Genomic DNA, 24,291 nt, shown 5'->3' with positions numbered 1-24,291 from the left:
TTAGGGTATATGGTAAAAGGTTTAAGGCGGTAGAAATATTTCCTACGCCTTAAACCTTTCAGCTTTTACCTTTATTTAAATATTGTTTTTCTTTAATTCTTTTACTGCATAATCGGCAGCTCGGGCGGTTAAAGCCATAAATGTTAAAGATGGATTTTGACATGCGATTGATGGCATACAAGCTCCATCGGTTACAAATACATTATTAACTTCATGCATTTGGTTCCATTTATTCAGAACAGATGTTTTAGGGTCATTTCCCATTCTGGCTGTACCCATTTCGTGGATGGCCATACCAGGATAACAACCAGCATCATAGGTTTGAATATTTTTCATGCCTGCTTTTTCTAACATTTCAGCAGCATCATTCATCATATCCACACGCATTTTTTTCTCATTCTCCTTGTATTCGCAATCAATTGCTAATACTGGCTGTCCCCATTTATCTTTTTTATCGTGATTGATGTAAACCTTGTTTTCGTAGTATGGCAGCATCTCTCCGAAACCACCCAAGCCCATTGTCCATTTGCCCGGTTTAGTCATTTTTTCTTTTAAACCAGAGCCAAAAGATAATTCGGCAACATCACTTTGCCAGTTAGATCTGTTTGCGCTACCCTGATAACCAAAACCACGCAGATAGTCGCGTTTATCGTTACCTATATTTTGATATCTTGGGATATAAATACCATTTGCTCTACGACCATAAGTATATTTATCATCAAAACCTTCAGCTTCGCCAGATGCTCCACAACGGAAGTGGTGATCCATTAAGTTGTGGCCTAACTGACCGCTACTGTTTCCTAAGCCATTTGGATGAGCATCAGAAGTTGAGTTTAACAAAATAAAGGTAGAGCCTAGCGTAGAACCATTTACGAAAACGATTTTAGCGTAAAACTCCATTGTTTTGTTAGTTTCAGCATCGATAACCATCACGCCTTTTGCCTTTTTAGTATCCTTATCGTAAATGATGTGATTAACGATAGAGTATGGCCTAACAGTTAGGCGCTTAGTTGCCATTGCTGCAGGTAAGGTAGAAGATTGTGTACTAAAATATGCACCAAACGGACAACCACGGCTACATAAATTTCTGTATTGGCAATTACCACGACCTTTGTGAGGTACAGTTAAATTGGCAACACGGCCAATCATCATAATACGCTCTCTTTTATAATGATCTTCGATTCTCTTTTTAACCGATTTTTCTACAACGTTTAAATCCATTGGAGGTAAAAATTGGCCATCAGGACAAGTTGGCCAATTTTCATTGGAACCACTAATGCCCGCAAATCTTTCTGCATAATCATACCATGGAGAAAGTTCTGCATAACGAACAGGCCAGTCACTTCCGTGACCATCCTTTTTGTTATCCTCAAAGTTATGATCGCTTAAACGGTAACTCTGACGACCCCACATTAATGATTTACCACCCACATGGAAGCCACGATACCAATCGAAACGTTTATCTTCAGTATAAGGGCATTCTAAATCGTTAACCCACCATTTTTCGTTTGCTTCCTGGTATGGATAATCTCTTTTCTGAACCGGATGCGTACGTTTTTGTTCTTCTGTTAACTTTCCTGCATGTTGAAAATCCCATGGGTTTTTCATTGCATTTTCGTAACCGGTAATGTGCTCGATGTTCATTCCTCTTTCGAGCATCAAAACGCGTAATCCTTTTTCTGTAAGCTCTTTTGCAGCCCAGCCGCCACTAATCCCCGATCCTATAACAATAGCATCGTAAGTATTTTCTGCTTTTAAATTTGTATTTAAATTCATGATGTTTTGTTCTTGTAGTTAGAAATTAGGTTGCCCAGGATTTTTGTCCTGGTTTTAATGGCGCATTACCATCGTATCTTCCTGGTACAAGAACATACGAACGTGCTTTAGTACAGCCAATTTCTGAAGAATAATAACCTAATAAAGTCAAATCTCTGGCGGTGATGAAAAAGTAAACCAAATCTTTATTTTCTTCAGATTTAGTTTCTTTTTGAGCTAATGACATCGCTCTTAAATCTACCATTAATTTAGTTCTTTCAGGAACTGTTAATGTAACATAACTTTTTTTGAAATCGCTTAATGATTTAGCCTGCAGTTCGCGAAAACCCTTGGCGAAAGAATTTTGCATTTCTTTCGGGTAGCAATCCTGCATCATCATCGGGATAAATTTACCCAATCCGGCAGCTTTTGCTCCGGCAGATGATTTTGTGGTTGGTACAATAATGTCAGCGAATTCGGCAAAGATTTTCTCATCCTGCGGTGAGAATGATACAAAATTCTTTTCGTTTTCAGGGAGCGTGAAACCTTCGAATAAAACGCCCATTGTACTTGCCGAGATGGCTCCTCCCAACAAGAAAGCAACGTTTTTTAGTGCTTCTCTTCTATGCATTGTTTAGTTGTTTTATATATTTTGGTTGTAATATATTGAATAAGTAATATTATAAATTTATGCTCGCAATATTAAATCTGGTGTGTATAATTAACACTATGCAATACTATTGTTACATCGCAGAATTGTTCTAAATAGAATACTTAAATTTAATTTGTTTAGGCATGTAAATTGCCATTATGCTCGTCAAAATCCTTGCTTTAACCTTAATTTTTTACCAATAATCACTTAGTTTATATCTGAATAAAAAACTTTTAAATAAGATTATTTTTAATGTAATTATAGCTTTCACTAATACTTAAATATACATCTTTTTTTACCAAATCCTGCTCGGCAAATATATAATCTACGCCCGCTATTTTAGAGGCGGCAAAGATGTTTTTAAAATCTATCTGGCCAGAGCCAACTTCAGAAAATACATTTTTATCAGCTTTGTCCATATCCTTAACATGAAACATTTTATACCTGCCCGGATTTTTCTTAAACATTTCTACCGGATTTAAGCCGGCGTTTACGGCCCAGAAAATATCCAGCTCAAAACCTACTAATTTAGCATCGGTTTCGTTGAGTAAAATGTCAAATCCGGTTTTACCGTTTCCTTGGTCTTTATATTCAAAATTATGGTTGTGATACGCTAATTTTAAACCAGATTTTTTACAAAGTTCGCCAGCTTGATTAAACAGCCCAGCCATTTTTTTATAGTCATCTAAACTTCCGGCGGTTCTTACGTTAGTTGGTAAAGCGGGTATCACAAAATATTTCTGACCAACTGTTGCTGCAATATCTATGTGTTGTTTTAAAACAGTATCACCTTTTCCTGATAAATAATCATTTGTGTTGTAATGGCCGCTTGGTGTTGTTAGGTTATTATTTTTTAGTAAGCTGAGGAAATCTTTTGCCTCTAAGCCCCAGAAACCTTTAACCTCATACTTGCCAGGATAGCCATAGTAAGTTTCAACTTGATTATACCCAATGCTTGCTACTTTTTGTATGGTTGCATTTACATCAGCAGCAAGTTGCTCTCTTAAAGTAAAAAGGCCGATGCCAATTTTTGAAATTTTTGCCGGATTTGCCAATGCTGAAGAAATGAATGATGGAGAAAGGTAAGCCGCTGCTGCCGCTAAGCCTGCTTTTTGTAAAAATGATCTTCTGTTTTCCATGATATTTTTTATTTAATTAAAAAGCCGGAGCGTATGCCCCGGCTTTAGTGTTAAAATGAATAAGCTAACGATCCCCAGAAAGTACGTTGAAGTAATGTTCTGCCAATCATTAATTGACCAGGGGTAACTTTTGAGAAATCTCTGAATTGATCTCCACGTACATCGCCCTCTGTCAACACTTTTGCATCTAACAAGTTGTCTGCCCAAAATCTTATCGCTACTTTTTTAGTAAAGTTATAGCCTGCAGCAGCTTTCATTACTACGTATGATGGTAGTTTATAGCTATCACTAGGAGAGGTATATCTACTACCAACATAGTTTGCCGCAACATATAAGTTGAAATTTTTATGGTCATAATTTAGACCTAATTCTGTATTTAATACGGGTACACGCTCTGTTCTGTTGCCTGTAAAACTGTAAACACGTGAGCCAAATTCAGCAGCAACAGCAGCATTTCCGCTTGTGTTTGCTTCGTAATCTGTGTATTTAGAATCTTGTAATGTTCCTGTAAATCTAATGCTTAATGGTCTGGCAACTTTGTATGATACTTCATACTCTGCACTCCAGGTACGGGTAGAGCCAAAGGCAACTAAAGCTTGTTGTCCGGCCGCAGTTGTAGGAACGTTAATACTTAAAGATGTGTTTTTAATTGCTGAGTAACTACCCGATGCAAAAATTGCTAAGTTGTTTTTGGCATATTTAAAACCAATTTCGCCTAAATAAACCGGACGTTTTTTAATATTAGCTGCGTTATATGCTGATGCATTATAATCGCCAATGTTTGGTGCATTATAGGCTTTAGTAGCACGGGCAAATATACTTGCTGTAGCATTTATTTTATAATTTGCACCTACTGATGCTGCCCAATTTGTTAAGGTTTCGTTATAACTTGTGTAACCTAAAATTGTTGGTGCCGATGCTGCTCTGATGTTAACCGTACCATCGGCGTTTAATGCATAATATGGTCTATCGCCTTTAACATTTTGGTTGTCAATCCTCGCCCCAATATCTAATCTCCATTGATCTGATAATTTTATCTCATCACCAGCGTAAAGAGATAGTGTTCTTGTATCGCCAATAAACGTATTTTTAGCTGTTATTGTTCTTTCTAACGAAGTTGGAGTTTGTAAAAGAATACTTGGATGTTCTTTAAACTCGGTGAAAGACCTAAAGCTATAACGTAAGTCATCTCGGTTATATTGGTGTATGCCGGCGCCGATGTTTAGGCTATGGTTTTTAATGGTTTTCTTCAAATCTAAATAATCAACGATTTGAACATCACTATTAAATTGACCTTGCGCATTTGAAGTGATTACCTGATCGCCAGCTACAAAAGGGGAAATTGCACCACCTGGTAAATAATATGGTGTTGTTGCTGTTCTTGCAGCAATGCCTCCAGGTGCGGTATAAGTTACATCGGTATGTGTATTCTGATATCTGAAATTATTAGTGATTTGCCAACCAGCATCAGTTAAATAATTAAATTGAAAGCCGGCTGAACCTAACTTTGTATGCATTCCGTCAGTTAAACTGAAATTGTGTACGCCATTTAATGGATCGTTATAACTCCAATCTGTTTGTACCGGAATAATTGATTGCTTAGCCATGTTGTAATCGCGGTATGTAGTCGGTTTACCGGTTCCATCATAAGGATAATAACTGGTTAGCAAGAACTGAACCTTATCATTTAAGTATTTACCATACACGCGAATAAAACCTTTGTTGTTTTTGAAATTAAAGGTCATGTTACCTTTAATTTGCCCACCTCTGTTTGCCGGATTAAAGCCTTGATCAACCACGCCGTTATCTGTACGATAAAACCCACCAATGTTATACTTAATATTATCATTAATTTTTCCTCCGGTATTACCATCAAAGCGATACAGACCTTGAGAAAAACCTGTAGTAAATTTAACCTGTCCGTATTGTTTATCGGCACCCACGTAGCTGATGTTATTCACCACTGCACCTGGTGTATTTGCCTGAATAATTGATGCATTACCACCTCTTACGGCTTCAATATTTTGAATTGTTAAATCGGTTTTATAATACTGATCTACTGATGGTGTAGTGTTAAAGCCTGTTGGCAATAAAGGTAAGCCATCTTCTTGTATCCCTAAGAAAATATAACCTCCGGCTTGTGGAAATCCACGTACCCAAACGTTACCCGGACCATCACCACCTGTACTTTCTACTGTTAAACCGGGTATAGCTTTTAATAAATCGGTACTGTTCAAGGGTGCTCTGTTGGTGATATCTTTATTGCTTACGGAGGTTAATGCAACACTGCTTTCTAATTTTTTCTTCGGATTACCGCCTGTTACCACAACACTTTCTAACTGTAAATTATCTTCAGAGAGGCTGATGCTAATGTTTTCGTCGGCATTTCCGGCAGATAGCGTAACTTCTTTAGAAATATAACCTACATATCTAACCACCAGTACACGGCTGTCAACTGTTAAACCTTTTAAAGAGAAATTACCATTCTCATCAGTTGTGGTTCCTGTTGTTTTGCCCTTTACGCTTACCGATACGCCTGGAAGCGGGTTTCCTTTACCATCGGTAACTTTTCCGGTTACGGTTCCATCAAAAGTTTTTAACAGTTCGAGGTTGTTATTTGCGGGAATAGAATAAAGCAAAATTTGATCTTTAACTATTCTATATCCCACATCATAACCTTTTAGCGAATTCTCAAGAAAGTATTTAAGTTTTTGGTTTACTACGTTGATAGAAATTTTTCTGTCAGAATTTATAAGTTGCGGACTATAAACAAACTTTACGTTTGCTAAAAATTCTGTTTTTTCAATAATTGTTTTAATATCTGTTTTATCGGCTCTTATAGAAATTTCTTTATTTAGAAATGCCTGAGCATCTGCGTTTTTAGCGAATGCTGCACAAGAAAATATTGTTATTGCAAGTATTTGGTAAATCGAAACTCTCATTGCATATATCGCCAGCGAAATAAGTTGATTTTTTTTCATAAATTTGGTTATTGTTCATTAAATGATTGGATTTATTGGACATAGAAATACCATGAATACATTCAGATGTATTTAACTCGCCGGCAATGCCCCACATTGTCGGCTTTGTTGTTTAAGAATATATTATGGAAAATGTTACCGCCGCTAAGGGCTGTTGGTTAGTACTGCTCTTTTCATAATTTGTTTATATTGGTTAGTTTTTATTTGAAACCACAATGCTGGTTCCTTTAATTTGATATTTGCTTGAAATAGATCCGCAAACAAGGTCAAGTTGCTCATACAGCCCTTTTTTGCTTAAATCTCCGGTAAATGTGTAGCCTAATATTTTTTCATTATCAGAAATGATATCAATACCATAAGCTTCGGTAAGTGTTTCGAAAATCGACTTTAAACTTTCTTCTTTAAAGTTGTAATTAAGGCTTGTTGCCACATTATAGGCCTCCGCCAGCGGAATTGGCTTATCAACTAAAGTTTTATTTAGGTTGTGATTGGCAAAAACACCTTTTTGGTTAGGTTTTAACAAAATTGGTTGTGCAACCTTTTTATCATTCATGCTAAACAATGTGCTTTCCTCGTTTTCATTAACCTGAACTTTACCTGTTCTTACGGCTACTTGCGCAGGAATACCATCTTTTGCCGATTTAACATGAAAACTTGTGCCTAAAACTTTAACAATTAGATTGTTATTGTAAACATAGAATGGTTTTTTACGATTTTTACTCACCTCAAAAAAAGCATCGCCTTTTAAATAAACTGTTCTTTTGGTTGATGCAAACGATTCGGGATAAATAATTGTTGCCTTAGGTTTCAATTTTACCTTACTGCTATCGCTGAAAAATATGTAAATAGGTGAATTACCATCATTAGTTTTAGTAATCAGATTTAGATTTTCATTGGCATCCATAAAAGATTGCTCTGCATGATTTTTATTTGCCATGTACAAGCCTCCAATAAAAAATGCAATCAAAATAGATGCAGCAATTGCAAATCCTGGCCAAAGTTTTCTGCTTTTAGAAGCAGATTTTTTCTCCTCTGCAGGATTAATCTTTAGCCAAATGCTGTCTTGCATTTCTGCTAATTCTACCGATGAAATATCCTGAAAGTTTTTGTTGTTTAAATTATGATACCATTTATCCACCCAAAGCTTTTCAGCTTCTGTACATAAACCATTATTATAACGGTTTAATAAATCGATGAATGATTTTTGATTCATAAGGAAAAATATTTGGCTTTATACATACAAGTAACACGAAGCCCCTTAATCCCTAAACCTAAATTTTAAATTTTTATGAAAACTTTATAATCGACTGATTATCAGTTAGAAAAATATATAAAAATTTTTAATATATTCCTTAATTCTTTTGATAGAGCGTGTAATGTGATACTCTACAGCCTTTTCAGATATATTTAATTCGGTAGAGATATCTTTTACAGATTGAAATTGATAGCGGCTTAATCTAAAAACTTCCTGGGTTTTTAATGGTAAAGAATTTATGCTATCTTCTATAATGCCTGATAAATCATTTAACGCAATGCTATGAGCGGTATCATCACTGTTTTCTGTATAATTTAAAGCCTGGTATTCTACATATTTATTTTCGGTAACCAAACTTCTGATATGGTTGATAACGCTTAGTTTTAAAGCGCCAAATAGATAAGCCTGCAGATTCTCTATATTTAAGCTTTCTCTTTTTTCCCAAAGGGAAATAAATATATTTTGAACCAGTTCTTCGGCAATAACTTTATCGCCGGTTTTTTTAAAGGCTGCAACCAAAAGTTCTTTACTAAAAGCAAAATATATTTTTTCGTAAGCCAACTTATCACCATGTTTTAGGCGGCTAAGCAAATCAATAGAATTTTCGGGCTCAATAGGGGTCATTACTTATTTTGGTCGACTACAATTATAGTAAATGTAATTAATTAATTTACCCGGCATTGCAAAAAAACAATTGCTGTAAGCTGGTTTTTCAAACTCATATTTTATATTCAGTTTCAAGGCTAATCACTTAGTTTAAATATTTTACAGCCCTTTTATCTCATTTTTATAACTTTGCTCATTCTCACCAAAATATATGAAAGAAAATATAGTTGTTTTAGGTTCAAATGGGCAAATTGGTACCGAGTTGGTAACTACTTTACGTAAAATATACGGCGATGACCATGTTGTAGCATGTGATATTCGCCGACCAGATTACGATATAAAAAATTCAGCGCCTTTCGAATTTGTAAACGTGCTCGATAAGGAAATAATAAAAGGCATTTTCCAAAAATATAAGCCAACGCAGGTTTATTTGTTGGCAGCTTTATTATCAGCCACAGGCGAGCAAAATCCTAAACTTGCCTGGGATTTAAATATGAATGGCTTGCTAAATGTTTTGGATTTAGCACTTGAATATAAAACTGCAAAGGTTTACTGGCCAAGCTCTATTGCTGTTTTTGGTCCAAATTCGCCGAAAGATAATACACCGCAGTATTGCACCATGGACCCAAATACGGTTTATGGTATCAGTAAACTTGCCGGAGAGCGTTGGTGCGAATACTACAACCAGAAATATGGTTTAGATGTTCGAAGCATCCGTTACCCTGGCTTAATAAGCTGGAAAGCCGCTCCAGGTGGTGGAACAACCGATTATGCCATACACATTTTTCATGAGGCTTTGAAAAAAGGAAGTTACCAAAGCTTTTTAAACGCAGGTTCTGAATTACCGATGATGTATATGGACGATGCCATTCGTGGCACAATTGAATTAATGGATGCACCAGCAGATAAAATTTCTGTAAGAAGCAGTTATAATTTTGGTGGCGTAAGTTTTACACCAGAAATTTTAGCGTCAGAAATCAGGAAACATATTCCGGATTTTAAATTAACTTACAGCGATAAAGATCCCCGTCAGCAAATTGCTGATAGCTGGCCACGTTCTATTGATGATAGCGTAGCTAATAAAGATTGGAACTGGAAACCTGAGTACGATTTATCGAAACTCACAATTGATATGTTAAATAATTTAAAGAAAAGCTAAAAGTTTAAAGCAAAAAGCTAAGAAACTAAAGCAAAATAAAAAAAATAAGGTAAACGGTTTAAGGTTTAGGGAAGTCTACCCGGTCTTGATACTCGATACTAAATACTTGATACTAAAAAATGGGAAGAGCATTCGAATTTAGAAAAGAGAGAAAATTTAAACGTTGGTCTAAAATGGCTGTACAATTTACCCGTATTGGTAAAGATATTGTAATGGCTGTTAAAGAATCGGGTCCGAATCCTGAAACCAATTCTCGTTTACGTACAGCCATGCAAAATGCGAAGGCTGTAAATATGCCAAAAGATAGGGTAGAAGCGGCAATTAAACGTGCTTCTGATAAATCTTTAGCCAACTACGAAGAAATTGTTTACGAAGGTTATGCGCCACACGGTGTTGCCGTTTTAATTGAAACCGCAACCGATAATACAAACCGTACCGTAGCAAATGTGCGTAGTTATTTTAACAAAACGGATGGTTCTTTAGGCAAAACCGGTTCGCTGGATTTCGTTTTTAACCGCAAATCTATTTTTCGTTTTACAACTGCAGAACAGGTTGATTTGGAAGAATTAGAATTTGAACTAATTGATGCAGGCTTAGAAGAACTTTATGTTGAAGCCGATGAAGAAGGCAACGATGTTATTGTGGCTCAGGGTGCTTTTGAAAGTTTTGGAACTTTACAGAAGGCTTTGGAAGAAAAAGGTGTTGAGTTGAAAAGCTCAAAATTAGAGCGTATTGCACTTTCGCACCACGAAGTTACCGAAGAACAAGCCGCAGATGTTTTAAAACTTATTGATAAGTTGGAAGAGGATGATGATGTGCAGGCGGTATATCATAATATGGCAGAGTAGCACTACATACAATTCGCAAAAAAAAGGCTTGAAGATTTATTTCTTCAAGCCTTTTTTGTTTTTTTGAAGAGCAGGTTCAATGCTTATTGGTTTCGGTAGTCCCGCCAACATTGCAAGTCCTCGCCCGAAGAAAAATCGGGCTCCGGGCTTTACATTTATGTCGGGTCTATTTATTTAGGTTTACCTAAGTAATTTAAACCTGACAGGAGCGAACACGCAGCCGAATTTTTATGAGGCCAGTAAAGCGGATGGCAGGGCTTTCGATACCGATAAGCACTTAAATTGCTTTTCTAAATTTTATTTAAAGGTAGTTTGGAAGGTTCTAACTTACTAAAATGGCCTTTGATTATTGTTTTTTATGAGAAAACAACCAAGGCAAGAGCTGCGGCTCTGCAAAGGCGCTATTCCAACTATTGTGATTTGCATTTGGATATAATGTAAATTTCACTTCCTTTCCAACGGATTTTAAGCGTTCGGCAATTGCCATCGAAAATTCGGGGGGAACAACATCGTCTTTCGCTCCGTGGAATATCCAAAGCGGAATATTTTGATAGTTTTTTATATTATTGGTGTTATCGCCTCCACAAATTGCAAAAGCTGCTGCAAATATTTTGCGCTGTCTTCTCAGTAACTCAAACGTTCCCATTCCACCCATTGATAAACCACCAACGTAAACCTGTTGCTTATTTACGAAAGGCTTTTTAAGAAAATTTTTAACCATATTTTGCAATGCATGCATGGCTTTTGTGGGTTTGCCACCTTCTAAAAAACTGAAATTTCGTTTGCCTTTATCATCAGTAGTGATATTAACATTTGCCCAATAACTATCTGCTGCACACTGTGGAAATACAATAATTGCCGGAAAATTTTTTCTTACTTCATCTTTAAGAAATAGCTTAGCTCCATGGGTTAATTGTTTTTCGTTATCGTTTCCACTTTCTCCACGCCCGTGTAAAACAAAAAGAACAGGGTATTTTTGCGTGGCATTAAAATTTTCGGGGAAAAGGATTCTGTAAGAAATGGAGTCTTTTCCTTTTATAAAATTACCGCTATCGTATTTAATTAAATCTTGCGCCTTAACTGTGAATACGAAAAATGAAAGGCAAAATGCCAAAATGATATTCTTCATATAACAAAATTAAAAAACCCCGGCTATTTCGCAACAGCCCGGGGTTTAACTAACCATTTTTTAATCTATTTTAACGAGAAAGAAGTTTCTTTAACATCTTTGGAATTTGTACCAATAAATAATTTAAAATCTCCTGGTTCTGCAACGAATTTCAAATCAGAATTATAAAATTTCAAATCATTTTCGCTTATGCTAAACGTTACATTTTTGGTTTCGCCGGCTTTTAAATATATTTTTTGAAAACCCTTTAATTCTTTAACCGGACGCGTAATGCTTCCAACTAAATCTTGAGTGTAAAGTTGCACAACTTCTTTACCACCAACAGCACCATTATTGGTTACCGGGATTGTAGCGGTAATACTTTTGCCTTTTGTAAGTGTGTTTGAGCTAAGTTTAATATCGCCGTAAGTAAAGGTTGTATAGCTTAAACCATAACCGAAAGGATATAGCGGATCGTTACTTACATCTAAATAATTTGAACGAAATTTTTCGAACCATTTACCTTCTGCCAATGGGCGACCAGTATTTTTGTGTGCATAAAAAATTGGAACCTGACCAACGTTTTGTGGAAAGGTAGCACTTAATTTACCTGATGGATTAACATCACCAAAAAGAACATCGGCAATTGCATTTCCAGCTTCGCTACCCGGAAACCAAACATTTAAAATTGCAGGGATATTTTCGTTTTCCCACTTCAATGCTAAGGGGCGGCCGGTAAATAAAACCAAAACAATCGGTTTGCCTGTTTTTGCTAGTTCTTTAAGCAAGTTTTTTTGCGTTTCAGGAATTTGAATATCCGTTACGCTACTGCTTTCGCCGCTAAATTCAGAACCTTCTCCTAAAACCGCTACAACTACATCCGATTTTTTTGCAACATTAACTGCTTCTTTAATCAATTCTTCTTCAGTTCTAGCATCGCGGGTGTAAGTTTTATTATGAATGTTTACGTAACGATGTTCTGCCACAGAATCTGCCAGGAAATTAGAACCACGTGCGGTTAAAATCTTTGCATTTTCGCCTAATGCATTCTTCATTCCCTGTAAAACGGTTACCGATTTATCAAAAAGTGCAGCAACACTCCATGTTCCGTACATGTTTGCTGTATTATCAACCAATGGACCAACTAAACCTATGGTTCCTGATTTTTTTAATGGCAAAACATTATTTTGATTTTTTAACAATACAAAACTTTCTGCAGCAATTTCTCTTGCCGCCTGACGGTTTTGTGGTGTGAAAACTTCTGTTTCAGCTCTTTTAGCATCGCAAAATTTATATGGATTTTCGAACAAACCAAGTTTATATTTTGCCTGAAGAATTAAGCGACAAGCATTGTTAATTTGCCCGATATTCACTTTTTTCTCTGCTAATGATTTTTTCAAAGTGCCTAAAAACCCTTCGCCAACCATATCCATGTCAACGCCTGCATTTAGCGCTAAAGCCGAAACGGTTTGCAAGTCTCCCATACCATGCGCAATCATTTCAGGTATGCCGGTATAATCTGTAACCACGAAGCCTTTAAAGCCCCATTGGTTGCGTAAAACCTCGGTCATTAACCATTTACTACCTGTTGCCGGTATGCCATCAACTTCGTTAAATGATGCCATGATACTAGCTGCGCCTGCATCTACAGCTGCCTTATATGGCGGTAAATATTCGTTATACATTCTAACTTTGCTCATATCGGTAGTGTTGTAATCTCTACCCGCTTCTGCAGCACCATAAAGCGCATAATGTTTTACGCAGGCTAAGATTTGATTGTTAGCTTTTAAATCGCCCTGGTAACCTTTAACCATTGCTTTTGCAATAGCCGAGCCTAAATAAGCATCCTCTCCGTTACCTTCTGAAATGCGGCCCCAACGTGGATCGCGGGAAATATCTACCATAGGAGAGAAGGTCCAGTTGATGCCACTTGCGCTTGCTTCAACTGCTGCAATTCTTGCCGATTTTTCTACCGCATACATATCCCAGGTTGCGCTCATACCCAAAGGAATAGGAAAAACTGTATTGTAACCGTGGATAACATCCATTCCAAAAAGTAATGGAATTTTTAGTCTGCTCTCTTCAACCGCAACTTTTTGAACAGCTGCGATTTTATCAACCCCTTTAATGTTGAATAAACCACCAACTTCGCCATTTCTGATTTTTTTACCGATATCGCTACTATTGGCTTGCCCGGTGGTTATATCTCCCGAACTAGGTAAATTTAATTGGCCGATCTTTTCATCAATCGTCATCTTCGCCATTAAATTGTTGATAAAGGCATTCATTTTTGCTTCATCAGCAGGAACTGGCTTTTTTGTTTGGGCAAAACTATTCATTGCCAAAGCAAAAATTAAACTAAACAGGAGGTTCGCTTTTCTCATTATATTGTGTGTTATTCTTTTACTATTCTACTTTTTTAACATCAGTTTTTGATGATACACCATTTTCATTTATCGCTTCAATTGAGAAATAATATGCTTTTTGACTATCCATTGCTTTAAACCAATGCTCATTAAAATCGTGTATCATAATGCAGTTGTAAAGCTTATCTGGCGCTGTACCATAATACAAATTATAGGCAAAAGCATTATCAACTGGCTGCCATTTGATGTATGCACTACGCTTATCTTTTTCGGTTCTTAAAACAATTAAATTTTTAACAGCATCAGGTTTTTGTCCGTTACCGTTTCCAAATACTCTTAAACCACTTATTGCAAATTTTCCGGTAGGCATGTGGATATTTACCATTTTTATAAATCTTGTTTTTACAGGTTTTTCTAGCTCGATGTAATCATGCGGAACATCAGTTTTATTTTGGCTTTTATCTACAAGGGTTGTCCAATTTTTTCCATCAACAGACGATAAAATTTTATATTGATGGAAGATGCCTATTTGTTTGCCCAAAAATTCAGCATCCTGATCTGCATAATTTATCTGAATGGCATTTACCGTAGCTAAACTTCCTAAATCGGTTTGAATCCATTCTCCGTTGTTGGATGTTTTTGCACTCCAATAGGTTTTTATACTTTCATCGACAGCGTTATTTGCATTAAATGAACCCAATGTTGATGAAACCGTAACTGGTTTTTTATAATTAATCAGCATCCACCCCGGTCCGGCTGGTCCGCCTTCTTTTCTTTCAGATGGCAGATATAGCGGATAATCGCCAAAGGCAGTATTTGTCCACATCACATCGTCTTTATCGAAACCTGTAGGCCAAATACCCATTCTTCTTTCCCAGGTATTTTTAACGCAAATTATGCTGGTAGAAATGTGCCAATACTGTTTGTTGTTATCTTGAAAGGTTGCACCATGACCAGCGCCTCGAGAAAATCCACCACCTTTATAACTCAAAGGGTCGGATTGTGGTGTAAATGGGCTATCGTAAAACAAGGGCTTTGTACCCACAACAACACCATCCGAATACCCACTAAATTCTGTTCCGGGTGCACCATATTGAAAATAATATTTTCCGTTGTGCTTGGTCATCCATGCGCCTTCTGCAAAAGGATCGAGAAAAGTATCATCCATGTATTCACCGAAACGTTGCCATCCATATCTCCAGCTTTGCAGTAAATACATTGGCATGCGTGTACCTATTGGTTTAAATGTTTTTCTATCTAACTCTACGCCATACATTGGGTAATTATTACTGCTGCCATTGTACATGTAAAATTTGCCATCGTCATCAGTAAAAAACGCAGGGTCCCATCCGCCAATTTCAAGTGAATCGACCAAAGGAAACCATTTATTGCCTAATGGATCGGTACTTCCCCACAAGGTGAAATTTTTAGTGTAAGTACTTCCAAAAACTACAACTGTATCGCCTATTATGCCAACGCCGGGAGCGCAAAGTTCATCTTTGGTTTTATTCCATGGGCGAAGAAACTTACGTTCTATAAATTTCCAGTTTAGCATGTCTGAACTGTGCCAATAGCCCCACTGGTTTGTGCTGAATAACAAATATTCGCCTTTGTAATTAACTATAACCGGGTCTGCAGTTGCCCGATGCCGGCCCCATTCTGTAAAAGATTCGAAAGGCGTGTAGCCATAATCTACGTTGATTGGATTACAGTATGTTTTTTGCTTCTGCGCAAACGCCGTAAAAACAATGGTGATAAGGAAAAATGTTAGTATGGTTTTCTTCATAGTTAAAGTAATTACGTCATTGCGAGGCACGAAGCAATCTCAGAAGAAAGAGATTGCTTCGTGCCTCGCAATGACGATCTATTTTAATCCAGGGCTTTTAAAATCCAATTTAACCAGGCCTTTCTTAACATCAGGGCTGCTCATAAATAACTTCCATAACAAACCAGAGCGATAGTTTTCAATCATAACCACCATTGGTCCTTGGTCTATGCCTAAATAGCGTTTTGGGTACCAATTATCAGTTTCTGAAAAAGCATCATAAAAACCATATTTTCCCCAAACTTTATCGCCTAAATTCTCATAAAGATGTCTGATAACTTTGATGGACTCTTTAGGTGTGTAAGGAATAGATGAAATTGCAGCCGTTGGAGAAATTACGCCAAAATCTTCCTGCGGATTATGAGCTGCATAACCTTTAACAGAATAACTTGCTGTTAATCCCCAATTGTTTTCACCGTATCCTTTAAAGCCCTTTGGGTTTTTTACGCAATAATCGTGAATGGCTAATGTATGATTTACGTTATTTTGCCAATAATCTGCATAACGATCTTTTAAGCCTTTCGGGTTTAAACCTAAATATGAATAATGTGCCCAAAACAGTGGCCCTACAGAATTTTTTTGACCTTGATAATCCATTGTAAACGGATGGCCGTATAATTCAAAATTTGCTTTAATTTCTCCTTTTCGAGCCCAACCTTCGTGATAAACTGAAGCCGGAACAGTATGAGTAGGAGAGGAAGCGGCTAGAACATACATAATCAAACACTCGTTATAACCTTTAACAGGAAAATTCATTTCCCACCTATATTCGGGCGACCAATGCCAGTAAAGTACATTTTGTCCTCCGTTACGGTACCAATTAAAATCTATACCACGCCAAAGTTCATCAGCTTTTTTAGCCAAAGCCTTCTCTGCAGTTGTTCCTTTTTTATAATATTGATTGATGCAGATTAAAGCCTGTGCAACAAAAGAAGTTTCTACTAAATCGCCGCCATTGTCTTTTCTTCCAAACGGACGAACCTTTCCGGTTTCACCATAAATCCAATGTGGCCATGCGCCATGAAAGCGATCTGCCTTTTCCAGAAAATTTAAGATTTTATTTAAACGTGCCAAACCATCTTTTTTGGTCACATAACCTCTATCTATTCCGCTCAAGATTGCCATTAATCCAAAGCCTGTAGCGCCAGTTGCAACGGTACTTTTATCATTCTCAGGGTAGATGTTGTCTTCATGATATCTTTCTCTGCCAGCTCCCGAATTAGGTTCTGCACCATCCCAAAAATATTGGAAGGTTTGTTTTTGCACAACATCCAGCAATTGATCATCAGTTAGATTTTTCTTAATTGCAGGTGCTGCTTTTATGCTCTCGAAAGATTGGGCACAAGCAGTAATTTGGCTACTTGCGCCGATTAGAATAATTAAAAATGTTTTTAGTGTAAATTTCATCAAGGTAGAGATGTATTATAGATTTGGACTAGAGAAACCCAGATTTCGCATACCCGCTTTAACCTCGGGTGCGCTCATAAACAGATTCCAAATTAAATTTGTACGGTAGTTTTCAATCATTACGATTATCGGGCCCTGATCAATGGCTAAGGTTGAGGATGCGAACCATTGGTCTTTCAAAGAGAAAGCATCATAAAAACCATAATCTCCCCAGGTTTTATTACCCAATTTATAATAGAAATATTTTAAAGCAGCCATTGATTCGTTTGGTGTATACGGAAATGATGAAAGTGCTGCGGTTGGCGCAATTACACCAACGTCGTTAGTAGGTGAACTGGCCGTATAACCTCCACTAATATCACTTGCTGTTAAGCCCCAACAATTTTCACTGTAGCCATAATATCCTATCGGATTTGCTTTGCAATAGTTATAATTGATTTGAGCATGTGCCTTGGTTTGTGTTTCGTAATTGGCATAAGCATCGGTTAAGCCTTTGGGGTTTATCCCAAGGAAAGAATAATGAGAGAAGAAAAGTGGGCCACCACTTGGTGGGCCTAAAGGTAACTGAACGCCATAATAAGTATTACCATTTCTCATTGCACCATTTTGCGCCCAACCATTATCATAAACCGTTTTTGGAACATTGTAAGTTGTAGATGCAGAAGCCATAACGTAGGTAATTAGGCACTCATTCCAGCCTTTAATCGGAAGGTTCATGTCCCAGTTGTAGTTTGGACTCCAATGCCAATAAAGTGTATTGCTGTTATCTCTACGATACCAACTCCATTCTACACCATTGTAGATTGCATTAATGTCTGCTCTTAAGGTAGTTTCATTTGCATCGGCGCCATTAAAATATTGGCGGGCTGTAATTAATCCAGCCATTAAAAATGAAGTTTCGACTAAGTCGCCACCATTATCTTTTGTACTAAATGGAATAACTTTACCAGTATTTCCATCAAGCCAATGTGGGTAAGCCCCGTGGAAACGTTCTGCGGTTTTCAAGAAAGCAACAATTTTCTGCATTCTTGCTAATCCTTCAGCTCTGCTGATAAAATTTCTGTTTACACCCGTAACTAGGGCCATTATGCCAAATCCTGAACCTCCAGAAGTTACGGTGTTTCCGGCTGTATTTCGTTCTCTTGCTAAACCACTATTTGGGTGGCCAAAATCCCAGAAATATTTAAAGGTTTGCTTTTGAACCAGTGTTAACAATTCTTCATCGCTTATGCGAGGAAATTTATCTGCATCGTCAACCGCGGTAATTAAATTAACGGTAACGTTGCTTTGTAATTTTGTGGCTGCTTTTGATAGTAAATTTGTGCTTGCAGTTAATGTATATTTTGTAATCGGTTGTAATCCTACGGAAGGTGTAATTACAACAGTATTATCATTGTTTTCTAAAGTTGAGGTAAATGCAGTAATTGTTCCTGCTGCATCTGTTAATGTTATGTTTCCGTTGATGGAAGAGAGATTAATTGGGGATGAAAATGTGAGTTTTACAACCGGGATATTGTTTAATCCATAATAAGTAAAACCTGTAAATGTTCCGTTTACTTTTAAATCTGAAAAAGAGAAAGAGGTTGGTGGTACTACCGGATCAATAGGAGCAGGTGTGCTGCCTTTTTTGCATGCAAAGAAGAAAAGAGAGATAATTAGAATTAATGGATATACTTTTATCATTACATGTAATTAAAAAGGGTTGCCAATTGGCAACCCTTAATTGTTTATTGCCTTAATATTTGAGTTGGTAAGATTATTTACCTCTACCTTCTAACTTAGCAAGGTATCCAACTTCTTCTTCAGTTAATACTTTATTGAAAATCTTAACTTCATCTAACTTACCTGTTAAATAGCTAGCCCAAGGTTCTTTACCGTGGCTTGTTGTTTGGCTTGGCGTAGTCATGAACTGTGTAGTTCCGAAAACCAGGTTGCCGGAGTTAACAAAGTTTAACGGACCACTTAATCCATCAATTTTACCAACGCTAACCCTAGAGCCATTCACAAAAACCTTAATAGTAGCTGTTGCTTCATCATAAGAAAATGCCAATGCATTCCATTTACCAAAGAAGTTTACAACGTTACTTACTGTATAAGTTTTATCGCCAGTGCCATTGTTTGTAAATACAAATTTTAATGTTGCATTATCATTTGTACTACCATTTTCGATAAACACTTCTAAATTTCCCCAAAACTGAGATTTATTAGAAAGGCTGAAAAGGCCAATGATACCGTTTGATGGAGCAGGTGTATTTACCCACTCTGTAATGGTAAAGCTTTTTAAACCAGTTACTTTAGTAGATGGCACACTCAAGAAATAGCTATCTGTAGCACCTTGTAATGATTTACCTTTAACACCCACACCAAAACTTGTACCTGTATTTGTTCCTGCTGTGTTTGATACGCTATCAATTAAACTGCCATCGAAAGCCCAGTATGCAACTAAATTTGCAGCACCAATCTGTTTAGAACTTGTGAAACCACCAATGTTTAATGCCGGAGCATAGCTAGATGGGTCAAATTCTTTTTGGCAAGATGATAACCCCAGGGTTACAGCTGCCATTAATAAGAAATATTTTGTTTTCATTTTTATTGAAATAAACAATTAATAACCTGGATTTTGTGTTAACACACCTACGCTGATATCAATCTCGTTTGATGGAATTGGCCAAACTTCATTTTTGCCAGCTTTCCAACCTTTTGGTCCGAATACAGCTGTACCACGACCCTGACGGATTACATCAAAATAACGATCAGATTCCATTGCCAATTCTACTTGTCTTTCTTTCCAAATTGCCTGGCGTAATGTTTCCTTATCAGAAGTAGTTACATCAGGAAGAATACCTGCAGCGCCATTTCTTGCTCTTGCACGTACACGGTTTAAAGATGTTCTGGCTAAGGCTGCATTATTAGTTTCATTAGCTGCTTCAGCATTCATTAATAATACATCAGCAAAGCGGATTACCCTAACATTTTGCTGGGCACCTTCGTTAAAACCGGTAATGATTAAGTTAAACGGAACATAAGATTTCTGGTTGTACATTGGATTATCGCCAGTTGCCGCAATCGCATCACCTTGTGGAGTAGTTTCGCCTCTAAAAATGATTGTTGCATCTCTTCTTGGGTCACCAGTTTCAAAGGCAGCTGCTAAAGTAGCTGTTGGAACGTTAAAACCCCAACCCCCAACAGAACCCCTAACACCTTGCACTTGGCTATACTGTGAAGTTGCAGAACCTGCAATTGAAGGAATAATTTCGCATTGAATTTCAAATACAGACTCTACGCTGTTTTCGTTGTTTAAACGGAAACCTTGCTCAAAATTCGGAACTAAATTGTAACCCATACCCATTACTGAATTTGTTAGGCTTAAAACCTGATCCCATTTGCCTTGATACATTGCAACTTTAGCATTTAAAGCCATTGCAGCACCTTTTGTAGCACGACCAATATCTGCAGAAGCATACGCTTGAGGTAATGCAGCAGCAGCATCAGCTAAATCTTTTTCGATAGCTGCATAAATTTGTGCCTTAGGTGTTCTTGGAATGTTATATTCACTAACATCTTTTGCAACGTTTAAACGCAATGGCACATCGCCAAATGCTCTTACTAATCTGAAATAAGAATAAGCACGAACAAATTTTGCTTCAGCTAAATAACGTGATTTTAAGTTCGCATCCATCGAAATGTTTGGAACGTTATCTAAAACCTGGTTACAATAGTTGATGTTTTTATACTGACCAGTCCAAAAGCCTAATAATTGGCCTTCAGTAGATGTTACCGTATAATTATCAAAACTGTTTAAATAACTGGCATCATTTGCAGAGCTACCTTTTTCAGCGTCATCGCCACCAATGCTCTCTACAGCCAAGGCCGGAAAAGCGGTGTTTTCCCAGCTTCTAAGGTTAGCATAAATAGCATTAACCCCTTTAGTGGCATCTTCCTGAGTTTTCCAGAAAGATACTGCTGGTTGTTGTGCCTGCGGTTCTACATCTAAAAAGCTTTTTTTACATGCAGGCAAAGCAAAAAGACTAGAGCAAATTGCAATCACTCCAATTTTTTGTATATAAGTATTTTTATAATTTAATTTCATCGCTTTATTAATTAGAAAGTAACTTGAAGACCTAATCTATAAGTTGCAGATAGTGGGTAAACACTTGCATCTATACCTGAACTACCTGGGTTACCACCAATTTCTGGTGTAAATCCTCTGTAGCCAAATAAGTTAATTGCGTTTTGAGCATCAACGAAAAATCTAACTCTTTGTGTTTTCCATTTATTCATTAATGAAGAAGGTAATGAATAACCTAATTGTACATTTCTTAAACGGATGTATGAACCATCTTCAACATAGAATGAGTTTGGAGCTGCATTAGCTGTAGAACCAATACTTACAGAAGGGTAGGTATTAGATGTACCAGCACCACGCCATCTGTTATCATAGAAATCTTTGCTAAAGTTCTCGTTACCGAAACGGTAAGCTAAGTTTGCGTTGTAAACATCAACACCAGCTACACCTTGAACATCGAATGAGAAATCGAAGTTTTTATAATCAAAGCTTGTACTTATTCCGTAATTAAATTTAGGGTTTGGATTACCTAAAACAACGCGGTCTTTTCCATCGATAATACCATCACCATTTTGGTCAACATATTTAAAATCTCCTGGTTTAGCAAGTGGTTGAGCTGAAGAAGAAGCTTCTGCAGTAGTCTGGAAAATTCCTGCTACATCATAACCGTAAAATGCACCAATTGGTCCACCTTCTACAGTGTATGTTGCTAGAGCACCATTTGCGATACCAGCTCCACCATCATAAATTGGGTTTTTACCAGTTACAACAGATAAAATTTTGTTGTTATTGATACCAATGTTACCGCTAACTGAATACCTCAAACCACCAGCAGTTTTATCAGACCAAGTTCCTAAAAACTCGAAACCACGGTTTTGGATATCTGCCTGGTTTCCAATTAATCTTCCTGATGATGTACCAAGAGATGAAAATACCGGAATACCGAAGATTGCCTGTTGCGTTTTCTTGTTGTAAACACCAGTTTCGATGCTTAAACGGTTATCCAAAAATCTAGCTTCTAAACCAATATCAGTACCAACAGTTCTTTCCCAGTTTAAGAAGGTAGGAACAATCATATCGATACTTGCACCTGTGTAACCTACACCATTGTAAAAGGCTACTAAACTTCCGCCTTGGCTAACCGTTAAAGTAGTTGGATTTACTGGTACACCTGCGTTACCAACTTTACCCCAAGAACCTTTTAATTTTAAGTAATTGAAAACCTTTTGGTCTTTCATGAAGTCTTCACTACTTAGAACCCAACCCGCACCAATTGAAGGGAAATAACCCCAAAGGTCTCCACCGCCATAAAATTGCGAGGCAGCATCAGCACGTAAAGTAGCGTTTAATAAATAACGATCTTTAAATGAATAATTAACACGTCCGAAATATGATGCAGAAGTACCTAAGCTACCACCATCAACAATAGTACGCGTTGCTGCAGTTCCTAATGATAGATATAAATCACCATCACTGGTGTAAGGCACATCAAATGCAGTTGCATTTGTAAAGAAAGATTTTCTTCTTTGAGCGGTTTGTCCAGCTAAAACCGTTAAATTATGCTCGCCAAAAGTGTTTTTGTAGGTTAATGTATTTTCTAAAATCCAGTTTCTGGTTTCGTTTCTGTTAACTCTTAATGTACTTTGTGTAGTACGTTGACCCTGAGTTGCAGCGTATAAAGGTGTGTAACCTCTAACCTCGTTCTGACCAAAATCACCACCTGCACTTGTTCTAAATGTGAAGTTTTTAGCGAAGTTTAATTCTGCATAAACATTACCTGTAATACGATAGTTTCTTGATATTTGATTAAAATAATCGATTGTAACTTGTGGATTGAAGTTGTTACCACCACCTAAGCTAAAATCATTCGCATCACCATAACTACCATCAGCATAATAAACCGGAACTACCGGGCCTGCTGCATAAAGCTGGCGAAAAATGCCATCATCTTTATCTCTTGAGCTTATTGCTGTACCAGATACTGTATAACCAACTTTTAATGGCTTTAAGATTTGGAAGTCGTTTGATAATTTAGCGGTGTAACGTTCCCATCCTTCTGTTTTAACAATACCATCTTCTTTGGTATAACCTAAAGAGAAATTGTAAGTTGTTTTTTCTGCGCCACCATTAACCGAAATCTGATGATTGGTTTGTAATGCGTTTCTTAAAACCTGATTATACCAGTTTGTTCCAGTACCGAATGATGCCGGATTAGAAAATAACGGGTTAGCACCATTAATTGCTGATAATTCGTTGATAAGCGTTGCATACTCAGATGCATTTGCCATTTCGACCTGGTTAGTTACAGCTTTAAAACCTACAGAACCATTATAGCTAATAGTTGCTTCGCCTTTTTTACCTCTGTTTGTAGTGATTAAAACAACTCCATTCGCCGCTCTGATACCATAAATCGATTGTGACGATGCATCTTTTAAAATACTTGTACTTTCAATGTCGCTAGGGTTTAAGAAAGTAACATCATCATACCAAACTCCATCTACTACGTATAAAACACCGGTGTTACCATAAATAGTACCCGTACCACGAATTGTGATTTTTGGAGATGAACCAGGTGCACCAGAATTGGTGATGTTTACACCGGCAACTTTACCTTGTAATGCACTAATTGGGTTTACTGATGCTTGTTTAGAGATTTCCTCTCCTTTTACGGTCGCTACTGAACCGGTAACATCTACTTTTCTTTGAGTACCATAACCAACAACAACTACCTGCTCTAATTGCTGTGATGATGATTGTAATTCTACATTTACTGTAGTACGGTTACCAACAGCAACTTCTTGTGAGGTGTAACCTAAGTATTGGAATACTAATGTTGCGTTTGCTGGTGCGCTAATGCTATACGCTCCCGATGCATCTGTTTGTGTACCAATTGTTGTCCCTTTAACTAATACGCTTACGCTAGGGATGGTCGTTTTATCACCTCCATCTCTCACTATACCTTTTACAGTAATGTTTTGCGCAAATGCTACGTTAATTGCGAGTAAACAAAATACGGCCAGAACAGAAATTCTTGTAAAGATTCTTTTCATGCTTTATTAAAATTTAGTTTAATTGTTAAGATAAATGTGAGGTTGTTTTTTTGCTTGTGCAAGTGTTTCTACCT

Annotated in this window: 16 protein-coding genes; 2 read left to right on the top strand and 14 right to left on the bottom strand. The window is 37.1% G+C overall.

Annotated features, from left to right (window positions below):
* Window positions 1-75 precede the first annotated feature (75 nt).
* From LUA86_RS12865 to LUA86_RS12840, 6 genes are all read right to left on the bottom strand, one after another.
* Window positions 76-1,776 (bottom strand): GMC oxidoreductase, encoded by a 1,701-nt coding sequence (locus LUA86_RS12865; protein ID WP_231463339.1) that lies wholly within the window; start codon window positions 1,774-1,776, stop codon window positions 76-78.
* 25 nt (window positions 1,777-1,801) lie between these two features.
* Window positions 1,802-2,386 carry a gluconate 2-dehydrogenase subunit 3 family protein gene (locus LUA86_RS12860; RefSeq protein ID WP_231463337.1) on the bottom strand — a complete coding sequence of 195 codons (585 nt, stop codon included), beginning with the start codon at window positions 2,384-2,386 and terminating at the stop codon, window positions 1,802-1,804.
* A 254-nt stretch (window positions 2,387-2,640) separates the two neighbouring features.
* Window positions 2,641-3,546 (bottom strand): sugar phosphate isomerase/epimerase, encoded by a 906-nt coding sequence (locus LUA86_RS12855; protein ID WP_231463335.1) that lies wholly within the window; start codon window positions 3,544-3,546, stop codon window positions 2,641-2,643.
* Window positions 3,547-3,596: 50 nt separating this feature from the next.
* On the bottom strand, window positions 3,597-6,527 hold the full coding sequence (locus tag LUA86_RS12850; RefSeq protein WP_231463333.1) for a TonB-dependent receptor domain-containing protein: 2,931 nt from the start codon (window positions 6,525-6,527) through the stop codon (window positions 3,597-3,599).
* Between the two features lie 193 nt (window positions 6,528-6,720).
* Complete coding sequence (locus tag LUA86_RS12845) at window positions 6,721-7,740, bottom strand: FecR family protein (RefSeq protein ID WP_231463331.1); 1,020 nt, start codon at window positions 7,738-7,740, stop codon at window positions 6,721-6,723.
* Between the two features lie 105 nt (window positions 7,741-7,845).
* On the bottom strand, window positions 7,846-8,406 hold the full coding sequence (locus LUA86_RS12840; RefSeq protein ID WP_231463329.1) for an RNA polymerase sigma factor: 561 nt from the start codon (window positions 8,404-8,406) through the stop codon (window positions 7,846-7,848).
* 193 nt (window positions 8,407-8,599) lie between these two features.
* Between LUA86_RS12840 and LUA86_RS12835 the strand changes: the two genes are divergently transcribed.
* Together LUA86_RS12835 and LUA86_RS12830 are read left to right on the top strand one after the other, a co-directional pair.
* Entirely contained in the window at window positions 8,600-9,547 is a 948-nt protein-coding gene (locus tag LUA86_RS12835) for an NAD-dependent epimerase/dehydratase family protein (RefSeq protein ID WP_231463327.1), read from the top strand.
* Window positions 9,548-9,666: 119 nt separating this feature from the next.
* Window positions 9,667-10,395 (top strand): YebC/PmpR family DNA-binding transcriptional regulator, encoded by a 729-nt coding sequence (locus LUA86_RS12830; protein ID WP_231463324.1) that lies wholly within the window; start codon window positions 9,667-9,669, stop codon window positions 10,393-10,395.
* 346 nt (window positions 10,396-10,741) lie between these two features.
* Here LUA86_RS12830 and LUA86_RS12825 read toward each other — a convergent pair whose 3' ends face one another.
* The 8 genes from LUA86_RS12825 to LUA86_RS12790 all read right to left on the bottom strand — a co-directional run bounded on the left by LUA86_RS12825 (window position 10,742) and on the right by LUA86_RS12790 (window position 24,217).
* Window positions 10,742-11,524: a prolyl oligopeptidase family serine peptidase gene (locus LUA86_RS12825; RefSeq protein ID WP_231463322.1), complete on the bottom strand. Its 783-nt coding sequence runs from the start codon at window positions 11,522-11,524 to the stop codon at window positions 10,742-10,744.
* A gap of 65 nt (window positions 11,525-11,589) precedes the next feature.
* A complete protein-coding gene (gene bglX, locus LUA86_RS12820) occupies window positions 11,590-13,887 on the bottom strand; it encodes a beta-glucosidase BglX (RefSeq protein WP_255713462.1) in 2,298 nt (765 codons plus the stop codon).
* 22 nt (window positions 13,888-13,909) lie between these two features.
* The gene (locus tag LUA86_RS12815; RefSeq protein ID WP_231463320.1) at window positions 13,910-15,655 is read right to left on the bottom strand and encodes a discoidin domain-containing protein; all 1,746 of its coding nucleotides are present in this window, start codon (window positions 15,653-15,655) and stop codon (window positions 13,910-13,912) included.
* Between the two features lie 78 nt (window positions 15,656-15,733).
* Entirely contained in the window at window positions 15,734-17,101 is a 1,368-nt protein-coding gene (locus LUA86_RS12810) for a glucoamylase family protein (protein WP_231463318.1), read from the bottom strand.
* A 15-nt stretch (window positions 17,102-17,116) separates the two neighbouring features.
* On the bottom strand, window positions 17,117-18,784 hold the full coding sequence (locus LUA86_RS12805) for a glucoamylase family protein (protein WP_231463316.1): 1,668 nt from the start codon (window positions 18,782-18,784) through the stop codon (window positions 17,117-17,119).
* A 73-nt stretch (window positions 18,785-18,857) separates the two neighbouring features.
* A complete protein-coding gene (locus LUA86_RS12800; RefSeq protein ID WP_231463315.1) occupies window positions 18,858-19,688 on the bottom strand; it encodes a LamG domain-containing protein in 831 nt (276 codons plus the stop codon).
* An 18-nt stretch (window positions 19,689-19,706) separates the two neighbouring features.
* The gene (locus tag LUA86_RS12795) at window positions 19,707-21,191 is read right to left on the bottom strand and encodes a RagB/SusD family nutrient uptake outer membrane protein (RefSeq protein ID WP_231463313.1); all 1,485 of its coding nucleotides are present in this window, start codon (window positions 21,189-21,191) and stop codon (window positions 19,707-19,709) included.
* A gap of 11 nt (window positions 21,192-21,202) precedes the next feature.
* Window positions 21,203-24,217, bottom strand: coding sequence for a TonB-dependent receptor (locus LUA86_RS12790; protein ID WP_231463311.1), 3,015 nt, complete (start codon window positions 24,215-24,217; stop codon window positions 21,203-21,205).
* Window positions 24,218-24,291: the final 74 nt, after the last annotated feature.

The sequence above is a fragment of the Pedobacter sp. Leaf132 genome, from assembly GCF_920984695.1.
Classification (GTDB): Bacteria; Bacteroidota; Bacteroidia; order Sphingobacteriales; family Sphingobacteriaceae; genus Pedobacter.
Note: the sequence above shows the minus strand (reverse complement) of the source record. Positions and strands in the feature narration are given on the sequence as shown.

Bases quoted from the DNA above. Each gene is read 5' to 3' on its own strand.
- LUA86_RS12845 (WP_231463331.1), bottom strand. From the start codon at position 7,740: ATGAATCAAAAATCATTCATCGATTTATTAAACCGTTATAATAATGGT.
- LUA86_RS12810 (WP_231463318.1), bottom strand. From the start codon at position 17,101: ATGAAATTTACACTAAAAACATTTTTAATTATTCTAATCGGCGCAAGT.
- LUA86_RS12805 (WP_231463316.1), bottom strand. From the start codon at position 18,784: ATGATAAAAGTATATCCATTAATTCTAATTATCTCTCTTTTCTTCTTT.
- LUA86_RS12795 (WP_231463313.1), bottom strand. From the start codon at position 21,191: ATGAAATTAAATTATAAAAATACTTATATACAAAAAATTGGAGTGATT.
- bglX (WP_255713462.1), bottom strand. From the start codon at position 13,887: ATGAGAAAAGCGAACCTCCTGTTTAGTTTAATTTTTGCTTTGGCAATG.
- LUA86_RS12860 (WP_231463337.1), bottom strand. From the start codon at position 2,386: ATGCATAGAAGAGAAGCACTAAAAAACGTTGCTTTCTTGTTGGGAGGA.
- LUA86_RS12800 (WP_231463315.1), bottom strand. From the start codon at position 19,688: ATGAAAACAAAATATTTCTTATTAATGGCAGCTGTAACCCTGGGGTTA.
- LUA86_RS12840 (WP_231463329.1), bottom strand. From the start codon at position 8,406: ATGACCCCTATTGAGCCCGAAAATTCTATTGATTTGCTTAGCCGCCTA.
- LUA86_RS12850 (WP_231463333.1), bottom strand. From the start codon at position 6,527: ATGAAAAAAAATCAACTTATTTCGCTGGCGATATATGCAATGAGAGTT.
- LUA86_RS12865 (WP_231463339.1), bottom strand. From the start codon at position 1,776: ATGAATTTAAATACAAATTTAAAAGCAGAAAATACTTACGATGCTATT.
- LUA86_RS12825 (WP_231463322.1), bottom strand. From the start codon at position 11,524: ATGAAGAATATCATTTTGGCATTTTGCCTTTCATTTTTCGTATTCACA.
- LUA86_RS12855 (WP_231463335.1), bottom strand. From the start codon at position 3,546: ATGGAAAACAGAAGATCATTTTTACAAAAAGCAGGCTTAGCGGCAGCA.
- LUA86_RS12790 (WP_231463311.1), bottom strand. From the start codon at position 24,217: ATGAAAAGAATCTTTACAAGAATTTCTGTTCTGGCCGTATTTTGTTTA.
- LUA86_RS12815 (WP_231463320.1), bottom strand. From the start codon at position 15,655: ATGAAGAAAACCATACTAACATTTTTCCTTATCACCATTGTTTTTACG.
- LUA86_RS12835 (WP_231463327.1), top strand. From the start codon at position 8,600: ATGAAAGAAAATATAGTTGTTTTAGGTTCAAATGGGCAAATTGGTACC.
- LUA86_RS12830 (WP_231463324.1), top strand. From the start codon at position 9,667: ATGGGAAGAGCATTCGAATTTAGAAAAGAGAGAAAATTTAAACGTTGG.